At 61.8% G+C, this 11,876-nt stretch carries 13 protein-coding genes; 1 reads left to right on the forward strand and 12 read right to left on the reverse strand.

Going from position 1 to position 11,876, the window contains the following annotated elements; all coding sequences use genetic code 11:
• Positions 1–56: 56 nt before the first annotated feature.
• From OU419_RS19360 to OU419_RS19370, 3 genes are all read right to left on the reverse strand, one after another.
• Positions 57–950, reverse strand: a complete 894-nt coding sequence (locus OU419_RS19360; RefSeq protein ID WP_254475108.1) for a radical SAM protein — start codon at positions 948–950, stop codon at positions 57–59.
• A gap of 25 nt (positions 951–975) precedes the next feature.
• On the reverse strand, positions 976–1,944 hold the full coding sequence (locus OU419_RS19365) for a GTP 3',8-cyclase MoaA (protein WP_254475106.1): 969 nt from the start codon (positions 1,942–1,944) through the stop codon (positions 976–978).
• A 79-nt stretch (positions 1,945–2,023) separates the two neighbouring features.
• Complete coding sequence (locus OU419_RS19370; RefSeq protein ID WP_254475104.1) at positions 2,024–2,662, reverse strand: TetR/AcrR family transcriptional regulator; 639 nt, start codon at positions 2,660–2,662, stop codon at positions 2,024–2,026.
• An 84-nt stretch (positions 2,663–2,746) separates the two neighbouring features.
• Between OU419_RS19370 and OU419_RS19375 the strand changes: the two genes are divergently transcribed.
• Positions 2,747–3,880 (forward strand): aminotransferase class V-fold PLP-dependent enzyme, encoded by a 1,134-nt coding sequence (locus OU419_RS19375; protein ID WP_254475102.1) that lies wholly within the window; start codon positions 2,747–2,749, stop codon positions 3,878–3,880.
• Positions 3,881–4,133: 253 nt separating this feature from the next.
• Here OU419_RS19375 and OU419_RS19380 read toward each other — a convergent pair whose 3' ends face one another.
• The 9 genes from OU419_RS19380 to fabD form a co-directional block, all read right to left on the reverse strand.
• Complete coding sequence (locus OU419_RS19380) at positions 4,134–4,910, reverse strand: TatD family hydrolase (protein WP_254475100.1); 777 nt, start codon at positions 4,908–4,910, stop codon at positions 4,134–4,136.
• 73 nt (positions 4,911–4,983) lie between these two features.
• Positions 4,984–5,340 carry a PilZ domain-containing protein gene (locus OU419_RS19385; protein WP_009621447.1) on the reverse strand — a complete coding sequence of 119 codons (357 nt, stop codon included), beginning with the start codon at positions 5,338–5,340 and terminating at the stop codon, positions 4,984–4,986.
• Between the two features lie 34 nt (positions 5,341–5,374).
• Positions 5,375–6,361, reverse strand: a complete 987-nt coding sequence (locus tag OU419_RS19390) for a DNA polymerase III subunit delta' (RefSeq protein WP_254475098.1) — start codon at positions 6,359–6,361, stop codon at positions 5,375–5,377.
• 81 nt (positions 6,362–6,442) lie between these two features.
• Positions 6,443–7,510, reverse strand: coding sequence for an endolytic transglycosylase MltG (mltG, locus tag OU419_RS19395; RefSeq protein WP_254475138.1), 1,068 nt, complete (start codon positions 7,508–7,510; stop codon positions 6,443–6,445).
• 6 nt (positions 7,511–7,516) lie between these two features.
• Positions 7,517–8,332: an aminodeoxychorismate lyase gene (gene pabC / locus OU419_RS19400; RefSeq protein ID WP_254475095.1), complete on the reverse strand. Its 816-nt coding sequence runs from the start codon at positions 8,330–8,332 to the stop codon at positions 7,517–7,519.
• On the reverse strand, positions 8,332–9,576 hold the full coding sequence (gene fabF, locus OU419_RS19405) for a beta-ketoacyl-ACP synthase II (protein ID WP_254475093.1): 1,245 nt from the start codon (positions 9,574–9,576) through the stop codon (positions 8,332–8,334). The genes pabC and fabF overlap by 1 nt, the downstream gene beginning before the upstream one ends.
• A 120-nt stretch (positions 9,577–9,696) precedes the next feature.
• Positions 9,697–9,933: an acyl carrier protein gene (gene acpP / locus OU419_RS19410; protein WP_015477931.1), complete on the reverse strand. Its 237-nt coding sequence runs from the start codon at positions 9,931–9,933 to the stop codon at positions 9,697–9,699.
• Positions 9,934–10,125: 192 nt separating this feature from the next.
• Positions 10,126–10,869, reverse strand: coding sequence for a 3-oxoacyl-ACP reductase FabG (gene fabG, locus OU419_RS19415; RefSeq protein ID WP_254475091.1), 744 nt, complete (start codon positions 10,867–10,869; stop codon positions 10,126–10,128).
• A 14-nt stretch (positions 10,870–10,883) separates the two neighbouring features.
• Positions 10,884–11,822 carry an ACP S-malonyltransferase gene (gene fabD / locus OU419_RS19420; protein WP_254475090.1) on the reverse strand — a complete coding sequence of 313 codons (939 nt, stop codon included), beginning with the start codon at positions 11,820–11,822 and terminating at the stop codon, positions 10,884–10,886.
• Between the last annotated feature and the right edge of the window lie 54 nt (positions 11,823–11,876).

Genomic DNA, 11,876 nt, shown 5'->3' on the forward strand with positions numbered 1-11,876 from the left:
TCCACGACCGGTGACGAAAAACCGGCATTCGGACGTGCAATGCAGCTTCCGCGCCATCACAGGCCGCGCTGCCATTCCTGGCGCAGATGCGCGCGCTGCGGCTGCTCGATAGCCTGGCGAACCTGGCCCAACAGCCGCTCCTTGTCCGCCCCCAGAACCCCCTTGAGAACAAGGTAGTTGGAGGCATGATCGCTGCGGAACACGGTATCGCGCAGTTCCAGCGCGCTCAACAGGCGCTCGATCTCGACGAATAGCTGGGTCTGCGACAACGGCTGGAAGTCAGGGAAGCCCTCACGAAAGCGCGCCTCGCCAGTCGGGAAACTCACTACCAGCGTCGACAGGAATTCCGGCTGCGCCTCGTTCATCAGGCGCGCCGAGTTATCCGCATGCTGTTCGCTCAATGTGCTGCCACCCAGGCCGTTGAGAATCATCACAGAGCGCTTGATCCCCGCCTCGCCCAATTTTTGCAGCGCATCGAGGGTGGAAGCGTAGGTCTCGCCCTTGTTCACCCGCATCAGGACTTCATCGTCACCGGACTCGGCACCTACATAGGCCATCCGCAAACCGGCATCCGCAAGCTCGCGTAGCTCCTCGACGGACTTCCTGCGCAGATTGCGTGGCAAACAATAGCTGGAAACCCGCTCTACCCCTGGCATGTGCTCGCGGATGGCGCACAGGATGTCAAGCAGCCTGCGCGTCGGCAGTACCAGCGCATCGCCATCGGCCAGGAATACCCGCTGAACGATCAGTTGCTCGCCACAGCGACGGATTTCCTCCAATACTTGCGCCTCATCACGTGCCCGGAATTTCTTCTGCGGCTGCGTGTACATCTCGCAGAAACCGCAGTGATTCCAGGAGCAACCGTTGGTTACCGGCAGAATCAGCGAATGCGCTTCGCTCGGCGGCCGGAATACCGGCTCGATATAGGAAATGGGGAATTCGTTGGGCATGGGCTAATCAGGTTAGGGGGCAATCTCAGCCGCCGATGATCTTCATAATGGTAACGCCGCCGGAGAAGGCAACCTCCTGCTTGTCCGCCAGTGCGCGTACCAGCAGCCGCTGCAGCGCCGGGAGCGCCTGATGGCGCGGCTTGTCCAGCAGGTCGCCGACGTAGTGGCGGTTGCTCGACGACAGACAGCCGTGCAGCCAGCCGGTCGACGACAGGCGCAGCCTCGAACAGGTACGGCAGAACGGCACGCTTTCGTTGGCGATTATCCCGAAGAATCCCCGCCCAGGCACCTCGTAGCGCAAAGCGGTGGCATCCACCGGCGCATCGGCCTGCACGTAGGAGTGCCCTTCGCCGATCAATTCGAGCAGCTCCGGCATACTGACGAACTGCTGGCTGAAGCCATTCGGATCGCGGGCAAGGTGCCCCATGCGCATCAACTCGATGAAGCGCAGCTCGAAGCCGTGCTCAAGGCAGTAGTCGAGTAGCGGCACGACCTGATCAAGGTTCTGCCCACGCAACGGCACCATGTTCAGCTTGACCTTCAGGCCGGCGGAACGCGCTTCGTCTAGCCCTTTGAGTACCGTCGCCAGATCACCGCCACGGGCAATTCTGCGGAATGCATCGGCATCCAGGGTATCGAGCGAGACGTTCAGCCGGCGAATGCCGCAATCCAGCAATAGAGGTAGCTTGCACGAGAGCAGTTGGCCGTTGGAGGTAAGGCTGATATCGCGCAGCCCCAGGCGACTGACGCCGTGGAGGAAAGAATCCAGCTTGGGACTGACCAGCGGCTCGCCACCGGTAATGCGGAGCCGCTCGATACCTGCGGCCTCAATCAGGTAGGCGACGCCGCGCACCAAGGCGTCGGCCGACAGCTCATCCTGCGCGGCGACCAAACGCTTGCCGTCCGGCACGCAGTAGGTGCAGGCATAGTTGCAAGCGGCGGTCAGGCTGACCCGCAGGTTGCGGAAGCGCCTGCCTTGGCGGTCGACAATCATGTGCGGCTCCGGCGGAGTTTACTTGGCAAGTATATCTCCGCCTGCGGCTGACGCCCCGCCGCGACGATGACAACGGGGCTCAGCCCGCCGGGGTATCGCCTTCGCGCTTGCGCTTGTTGCCCATGCGTACGCCGATATCCATGAGGAACTGGAAGAAGCCTTCCTGATCTTCGAGCACCTCGCGCCAGAATGGCGAATGGTAGAGGGCCACGGCGCCATGCACGAGCGCCCAGGCTGCGCAATAGTGGAAATACGCCGGGACGTCTTCCAACTTGCCCGCCGCGATGCGCTCCTTGATCAACTGGCTCAGGCGCTCGAAGTTGGATTCGCGGATCTTGTGCAGCTCCTCGACCATCTCTGGGACCTGACTGGTCTTCACGACCTTCTCCTCCAGACGGTCGAACAGGCGGTAGCGCTGCGGATCGCGCATGCGGAACTCGAAATACGCACGCGACAGGCGTTCCTTGTCTCGCGCGACGTCCTCGGAGTGGAACAGCGCGGCGAGGTCGCGCTCGTAGTCCAGCATCAGCCGCAGGTAGATCTCGGCCTTGGACTTGAAATGCTTATAGATGGTGCCTTTGCCGATGCCCACGGCATCGGCGATCATTTCGACCGTGACACTGTCTTCGCCCTGCTCCAGGAACAGTTTGAGGGCGGTGTCGAGGATTTCCTGTTCGCGACGGCGGAATTCGCGAACCTTGCGCGGCTCTTTCTGCATAAAAAGACTGTTCGGTCAAAAATAGTCAAAATTCGAAGCCGCGTATTATGCCTATTCAGCGCCAAATTGCACGGATCATCCGACATGATTAGCTTTTCTCACGAATTTCCCCACGAAACCGGCCTGCGCTATCTCAACCACGCTGCCGTGGCGCCCTGGCCGAAACGCGCGGCGGACGCCGTTGCGGCATTCGCCAGGGAGAACATCCAGATCGGCGCTCGCGACTACCCGCAATGGCTGAACATAGAGAAGAGCCTGCGCGAACGCCTGGCTCATCTGCTCAACGCGCAGACCACTGGCGACATCGCGCTGGTAAAGAACACTTCTGAAGCCCTGTCTTTCGTGGCCTTTGGTCTGGACTGGCGAGCCGGAGACCAAGTAGTAATCAGCGATCAGGAATTTCCCTCCAACCGAGTCGTGTGGGAGGCTCTGAAACCGCGGGGAGTCGAAATCCTGCAGGTGAATCTGGACGGCGAGAATCCTGAAGGCGACCTGCTCGCCGCCTGCACGCCGCGTACCCGCCTGCTATCTATCAGCGCCGTGCAATACGCCAGCGGCCTGCGCATGGACCTTGAGCGCCTGGGCGCTGGCTGTCGCAAGCGTGGAGTGCTGTTCTGCATCGACGCGATCCAGCAGCTCGGCGCCCAGCCCTTCGATGTGCAGGCTTACGACTGCGCATTCGCAATGGCCGACGGTCACAAGTGGTTGCTCGGTCCGGAAGGCCTGGGAGTCTTCTATTGCCGAGCCGCCGAAAGGGAGCAACTGGCGCTGCACGAATATGGCTGGCACATGCTGGAAAACGCCGGCAACTACGACCTGGCCGAGTGGCAGCCGGCGCGCAGCGCACGCCGCTTCGAATGCGGCAGTCCGAACATGCTGGGTGCCGTAGCGCTGAACGCCAGCCTGAGCCTGCTGGAAGAAGTCGGCATGGACAGGGTCGGCACCCTGGTGGAGGAACGTGTCCAGCAGTTCCAGGACGGCCTGACCCGAATCTCCGCCGCCCGCCTGCACAGCCCGCAGAATCCCGAACGGCGAGCCGGTATCCTGACCTTCAGCCTCGACGGATGGGACAATGCGCGGCTCCTGGAAAGACTGCGCCGTGAGCAGGTGGTGTGCATCCAGCGTGGCGCCGGCATTCGCATCTCACCCCATTTCTACACGCCGGCGTCGGTGATAGACGAAACCCTGGCGCTGATCGCCAATCTGGCGCGGGAATGAACCCAGGTGCTCAGCCAGCTGTGATGTATTCCAAATCCGTTTAAAAAACACTCGGCGCTCTGTGGCAGCCGCGGCATCTTGACCAATACTTGTAGATACCGGTGCGCGGCATCTCCCCCCAAGTGCCCTGCCGGTGAAGGTACCGAGGATCGCGTACCTTATTGTTACACTCCTAATGGTCTTGACCCGGATTCATCCCCCAGAACCCGGGTTTTTTTTGCGCGTGATTTTTGTAATCCGTCGACAAGTGCAATCAACTGGCCAGTGGGAACAGGCGGCGGAAGTTTGCGGTGGTCTGCTCGGCCAGGGTGTCGAACGTCACGCCACGCAGCACAGCCAGGTACTCGGCGACATCGCGCACGTACTCGGGCAGGTTTGGCTTGCCACGGTGCGGCACCGGCGCGAGGTATGGAGAATCGGTTTCCACCAGCAGGCGATCCGCCGGTACCTGGCGGGCCACCTCGCGCAATTGCTCGGCATTGCGGAAGGTGACGATACCAGACAGCGAGATGTAGAAACCGATATCCAGCGCAGCCTTGGCCATTTCCCAATCCTCGGTGAAGCAGTGCAGCACGCCCGCCTGCGGCAACGCGGCCTCACGCAGCAGCGCCAGCGTATCGGTACGTGCCTCGCGAGTGTGCACGATGACCGGTTTGCCGGTGACCTTCGCCGCCTCCAGATGCAGACGGAATGCATCTTGCTGCAACTCGGCGGCCTCCGGCTCGTAGTGATAGTCCAGGCCAGTTTCGCCAATGGCGACCACGCGCGGATGGTTCAGTTCGCTCAGCAGCCAGTCCAGGGCGGGCGCACTGCCCGGCTCGAGGTCCAGCGGATGGACGCCAACCGAACAGTGAACGTCGGCATAACGGTCGGCCAGGTCTTTCACAGCCCTGGCATTGTCCGCACTGACGCCGATGCACAGGAACTGGCTCACACCTCGCGCCCGGGCGGCGTCCAGCGCGGCGTCCAGCGACCCGTCGTGGGCAGCGAGATCAAGGCGATCAAGGTGGCAGTGGGAATCGACCAGCATGAAACGTTCTCCGGAAAATGACGAAGCGCCCTTTCGGGCGCTTCGTGCGTGCAGCCTTTACAGCTTGCGAATTCTACATGGTGTGGGTCGGTCGATCCGACTTCAGCGCACCGGCCAGATAGGTTTCTATCTTGTTGCGTGCGGTGTTGTCGCCATCGTTGAACTGCACGCCGATACCCGCGGCACGGTTGCCCTGAGCGCCCTTTGGCGTGATCCAGACCACCTTACCGGCGACAGGAATCTTCTCCGGCTCATCCATCAGATTGAGCAGCATGAAGACTTCATCGCCCAGCTTGTAGGTCTTGTTGGTAGGAATGAACAGCCCACCGTTGCGAATGAACGGCATGTAGGCGGCATACAGCACGGATTTGTCCTTGATGGTCAGGGACAGAATTCCGTTACGCGGACCCAGATTCGGTGGCAAGCTCATTCAGCTGTCCTAGCAGTTATCCGATGGGCGGATTCTAGCCCGGCCCGGGGAGGCTTGCCCACTGCACGAGCAAGGCTTCGAGAAGCAAGCCACGATTGAGATTGGCCTTGTTTAGAACTTTCTGTCGCTGGGCGAGCAGCCAGTCCTGGATGGCCAGCACCTTGCGCTGTGAGGATTTTTCGGCGAGGTACTGCACCACTTTGCGCATATCGACCAGCCCGAGGCCAGCTTCGTCACGCGACAACTGGAAGCGTAGGGTCAACAACGCCCAGTCACAGAACCAGTCGAACAACAGGGGCAAAGGTATCGCGTTCCAGCTTTCGGCCAACTGACTTGGCGCAATCTGCTGCTTTAGCAGCTTTTTCACCCCATCCACCACCTGCGCGCGCTGTTCGCGCACACCCTGCCCGTGCAGGCGCATCGCGGTGAGCGGCGAGCCGCCAGCCAGAACCAACAACTCATCAAGAATTTCCGCGGACTCATCCGGCAGCGCCTTCGCCAGCCAGTCGCGACTCTGCTGGGCGTTTGGCTGCGGACAAGCCTGCTGGACGCAGCGGCTCTTGATGGTCGGCAGAAGTCGGCTTGGCTGATGACTGATCAGCAGCAGCACGGTGTCGCCGGACGGCTCCTCAAGGCTCTTGAGCAGCGCGTTGGCGGCATTCAGGTTCATCGCCTCCGCCGGTTCCAGCAATACCACCTTGCGCCCCCCCAACTGCGCAGTCTGCACCACGAAATCGACCAACTCACGAACCTGGTCGACCCGAATGGGCTTCTCCGGCTCCTCCGGTTCGAGCAGGAAATAGTCCGGGTGGGTACCTGCGCTGAGTAATTGGCAAGCCTTGCACTGACCGCAGGCGACACCGGACGAAGGCTTCTGGCAGAGCAGGAAATGCGCCAGGTTTTCCGCCAGCACGCGCTTGCCGATGCCAGCCGGACCATGCAGAAGATAGGCGTGTGCGTGCCGCGCGCGACCGCTGAGCTGCGCCCACACGCCCTTCTGCCAGGGGTAGATATCAGCCATGCAGAGGCTCCAGCTTACGGCGACGCGCGATAGCGCAGGTGATGAACGGAGCGGTCAATCGGCTCTCCTTGGTCGTTACGACTACTGCGCGGCGGGCGCATCCGCTGCCGGCGTAGGAGTTGGCGCCGGACTGGAGCGGTAATCGGCACGGCGCTTGATCTGGAACTGTTGGACAGCCCGGTTATGGTCGTCGAGGTTGTCGGAGAATGTATGGCTGCCGTCACCACGCGCCACGAAATACAGGCTCTGTCCCGGCACCGGGTTAAGCGCCGCGTGGATCGCCTCACGTCCCGGCAGAGCGATGGGCGTAGGCGGCAGGCCGGCAACCACGTAGGTGTTGTAGGGCGTAGCCTCGCGCAGGTCGGCGCGAGTGATCTTGCCGCTATACCGCTCGCCCATGCCGTAGATGACGGTAGGGTCGGTCTGCAGCAGCATGTTTTTCTGCAGGCGCCGGACGAAGACACCGGCAATCTGCCCACGCTCCTGCGGTACGCCGGTTTCCTTCTCGACCAGCGAGGCCATGATCAACGCCTGATAGGAGTCCTTGTACGGAAGATCGTCGCCACGCCTGTTCCACTCCTCCGCAAGAATGCTGTCCATGCGCTGGTAGGCATGCTTGAGGATATCGATGTCCTTGGTGCCACGGACGAAGCGATAGGTATCGGGGAAGAAGCGGCCTTCCGGGAATACGCCGGGCTTGCCCAGGCGGGCCATGACATCGGCGTCACTGAGGCCGTTCAGGGTCTGGTCGAGCTTGGGCTGGCGGGCGAGCAGTTCGCGCACCTGGCGGAAAGTCCAGCCTTCCACCAGAGTCAGACCGTACTGCACGACTTCGCCATCGCGCCACAGCTCAAGCATCTCGTATGCGGTCATGCCCGGTTTCAAACGGTACTCGCCACTGTGCAGCGCTTCGCCGGAGAGATTGAAGCGCCAGTAAAGGCGCAGCCAGAAGGCACCGTGCAGTACATCCTCGTCCTGCAGTCGAGTCAGCAGACCTCCCGGCGTGGCGCCGGAAGGAGCGTCGAGCAGGCGTTCCTCGGTGAGCTGGAGCGGCTGTTGCAGCGCACGATACTGCTCCCAGGCAGCCAGGCCAAGCATGAGCCCGGCCAGCAGCAGGCCGCCTTCCAGCAGCACCAGCAATTTGCGCATCACGTGTCAGGAATCCAGAAGTTCGCGAAGTTGGCCTTGCAGTTTACGGGTCAGCGGGCCGACCGGCCAAGCATGTCCAGCGGCACTGCGCACCGGCCAGATACCGTAGAGGCTGTTGCAGAGAAAGACCTCATCGGCCTGCTGCAGTTCGGCGAAGTCAATGTCGCGAACGATGACCGGCATGCCCAGCTCCGGCGCGCGGTCGAGCAGCTCAGCCCGCATTACCCCGGCAACGCCGCAACGAGTCAGTTCGGCGGTGATCAATTGGCCGCCACGAACAAGGAACAGGTTGCTGAACACGCCCTCGATGACACGACCGGAAACATCGCGCATCAATCCTTCCGCGAACGCGGGGTCGCTCCATTCGGCGCGCGCGAGGACCTGCTCCAAGCGATTGAGGTGCTTGAGGCCGGCAAGCAAGGGTTGCTCGGCCAGCCGCGAGGCACAGGGGAAAAGCTTGACGCCCTCCTCGCGGTTCTTATCTGGGTAAGCCGGCACCGGCGAGGCCAGCAGCACGCGGCGCACTCGGGCATCAGCCTGCGGCGCGTAGCCGCGCGCGCCGTCGCCACGGGTCAGCATCAGCTTGGCGACGCCGTCACCGAGCGCAGCAGAGAAGCGAAGGAGTTCGTCTTCGACGAGATCAAGAGATACTGGCAAGCAGAGACGCCGGACACCCTCCCCCAGCCTCGCAAGATGGCGTGCCAGCAGACGCGGACGGCCTGCGGACACGCGGATGGTCTCGAACAGCCCATCGCCGTAGGCCAGCCCGCGATCGCGCGCGGACAGGGCCTCGGCGCTCTGGCCGTCGATCCAGCTCAGCATCAGCCGTGGAACCGGCGGAACACCAGGGAACCGTTGGTGCCACCAAAGCCGAAGGAGTTGGACAGGGCGACGTCGATCGGACGCTCCTTGGCCTGATGAGCGACCAGGTCGAGGTCGCAGCCCTCACTTGGGTTATCCAGGTTGATGGTCGGCGGCGCCACTTGATCGCGCAGCGCGAGCACGCTGAAGATCGCCTCGACCGCACCGGCGGCGCCCAGCAGGTGGCCGGTCATGGACTTGGTGGAGCTCATCGACAGCTTGTAGGCGTGGTCGCCGAAGATCGACTTCACCGCGGATATCTCCGCGATGTCGCCGGCTGGAGTCGAAGTACCGTGGGCATTGATGTAGTCGACCTGCTCAGGATTCAGCCCCGCGTCACGCAGCGCAGCTTTCATGCAGCGCGCGGCACCAGCACCGTCTTCCGGCGGAGCGGTCATGTGGAACGCATCGCCGCTCATGCCGAAACCCACGATTTCCGCATAGATGTGCGCGCCACGAGCCTTGGCGTGCTCCAATTCTTCCAGCACCAGTGCGCCGGCACCGTCGGAGAGCACGAAGCCATCGCGATCCTGGTCCCACGGACGACTGGCCTTGGTCGGCTCGTCGTTGCGGGTGGATAGCGCACGAGCGGCACCGAAGCCGCCCAGACCAAGACCACAAGCCGCCATTTCAGACCCGCCGGCCACCATCACGTCAGCATCGCCGTAGGCGATATTGCGCGCAGCCATGCCGATATTGTGGGTGCCGGTGGTGCAGGCAGTGGTAATAGCGTAGTTAGGGCCCTGCAGACCGAGGTTGATCGACAGGAACCCGGAAACCATGTTGATGACCGAGCCTGGCACGAAGAACGGCGAAATGCGCCGCGGGCCCTGCTCGAACAGCGAACGGCAGGTGTTTTCGATGTTGGTCAGACCACCGATGCCCGAGCCGATGGCTACGCCAATGCGCTCACGGTTGGCGTCGGTGACTTCCAGGCCGGAGTCGCGCACAGCCTGGTAGCTGGCAGCCAGGCCATACTGGATGAACAGGTCGAGTTTGCGAGCTTCCTTGGCGGACATGTACTGCTCGACGTCGAACCCCTTCACCGAGCCGCCGAAGCGGGTAGAGAAGGCGGACAAATCCATATGTTCGATCGGGGCGATACCACTGCGCCCGGCGAGAATGCCCTCCCAACTGCTCGGCACATCCACACCCAAGGGCGACAGCATGCCCATGCCGGTGATGACTACGCGTCTACGCGACACTGTGACTTCCTCTTTAACGGTTTCACGGCAATAACGCCGGCTCGGGGCCGGCGTTAAAGAAAAGCCGCACGCCTTTGCAGGCCGTGCGGCTTCTTTCGTCGGGGAACCGACGACTACATCTTATGCCTGGTGGGCAACGATGTAGTCGATGGCTTCCTGAACGGTGGTGATCTTTTCGGCTTGCTCGTCGGGGATTTCGGTCTCGAATTCCTCTTCCAGAGCCATCACCAGCTCAACGGTGTCAAGGGAGTCGGCGCCCAGGTCTTCGACGAAGGAAGCGCTGTTGGTGACTTCTTCTTCCTTAACGCCGAGTTGCTCAGCAACGATCTTCTTGACGCGTTCTTCGATGGTGCTCATACCTTGTTTTCACTCCTATGGACAATCCGTACAGCTGGGCTGCGGGTAAGTGTATAGAAAGGGTTTTCTGCATTTCAAGCTGAACGCTGACGCCCCATCCCGGCAATCCAGATGCTCTGTCTATTCCAGCATCACAACGCTTGGAGAACTTCAGACAGCGCATATGACATCGCCACGAAGGATCACGTCACATCAGCTCATGTACATTCCGCCATTCACCGGTACCGTGGCACCCGTTACATAAGCTGCGCCCTCGGAAGCGAGGAATGCTACCACTTTGGCGATCTCTTCGGCTTGCCCCAGTCGACCCAGCGGAATCTGACCGAGCAATGCTTCACGTTGAGCCTCCGGAAGTTCACGGGTCATATCGGTATCGATGAAGCCCGGAGCGACCGCGTTGACAGTGATAGCACGGGAACCTACTTCGCGCGCCAGAGCGCGGGTGAAGCCTTCAAGACCGGCCTTCGCAGCGGCGTAATTGGTCTGTCCGGCGTTGCCCATCGCACCGACCACCGATCCAATGCTGATGATGCGGCCCCAACGAGCCTTGGTCATGCCGCGCAGCACTGCTTTCGACAGACGGTACAGGCTGTTCAGGTTGGTGTTCACTACATCGAACCACTCGTCATCTTTCATCCGCATCAGCAGATTATCGCGAGTGATACCAGCATTATTGACGACGATCAGCGGAGCACCAGCCTCTTTCTGAATGGCCTCAAGGGTATTGGCCACGGATTCGTCATTGGATACATCGAGCACCATGCCCGATCCTTGAATGCCGTTGGCCTTGAGATACTCGGAAATCTTCTGCGCGCCGGATTCGCTGGTGGCGGTGCCGATCACGGTGGCCCCCATGCGACCCAGCTCCAGGGCGATAGCCTGGCCGATGCCGCGGCTAGCACCGGTAACCAGTGCGACCTTACCTTGCAGACTCATGTGTTATCTCCTGTTCAAGCCAGCGCCGCGCGAGTGGCCGCAAGGGCATCGGCGGAATCCAGATTGTGGGTGGTCACGCCCTTGGCGCAACGCTTGTTCAAACCGGCAAGAACCTTGCCCGGGCCGCACTCAACCAGATCGGTGACGCCCTTTTCGGCCAGCAGCTGGACACTCTCGACCCAACGAACCGGGCTGTACAACTGGGCCAGCAGGTCACGCTTCAGCGCTGCCAGATCGGCAGGAACCTGGGCAGACACGTTCTGCACCAGGGCGATTTTCGGTATGTGCCACTCCACGGCGTCGATAGCCTCGGCAAACCGCTCGGCGGCTGGACGCATCAGATCGCAGTGCGACGGCACGCTAACCGGCAGCGCCACGGCACGCTTGGCGCCACGCGCCTTGCAGCCCTCGATCGCACGCTCGACCGCCTTGGCTGCGCCAGCGATAACGACCTGGCCCGGCGCGTTGAAATTCACGGCACTCACCACTTCACCCAGGGCAGCCTCGGCACAGGCCGCCAGAACATCGGCGTCTTCCAGCCCAAGAATCGCCGCCATACCACCAGTCCCGGCCGGGACGGCTTCCTGCATCAACTGGCCACGGCGCTCCACCAACTTCACCGCATCGACGAAAGCAAGGCTGCCGGCAGCCACAAGAGCGGAATACTCGCCCAGGCTATGACCCGCAACAAAGGCTGGCTGCGCACCACCCTCCGCCTGCCACAGACGCCACAAGGCGATGGACGCGGTCAGAATGGCCGGCTGGGTCTTGTCGGTCTGGTTCAGGCGCCCTTCAGGGCCATCCTGGACCAGCACCCAGAGGTCATACCCCAGGGCGGAGGAAGCTTCGGCAAAGGTTTCACGCACGATGGCGTGCTGCGCACCCAGCTCGGCAAGCATGCCGAGGGATTGCGAACCTTGACCGGGAAATACGAAGGCGAGGGATGCGGACATTGCAACAGGTCCCTTTTGTCTGTTTCGTCAAATGGATAACGCCGGCGAGAGCCT

The organism is Pseudomonas triclosanedens (assembly GCF_026686735.1).
GTDB classification, from domain to species: domain Bacteria; phylum Pseudomonadota; class Gammaproteobacteria; order Pseudomonadales; family Pseudomonadaceae; genus Pseudomonas; species Pseudomonas triclosanedens.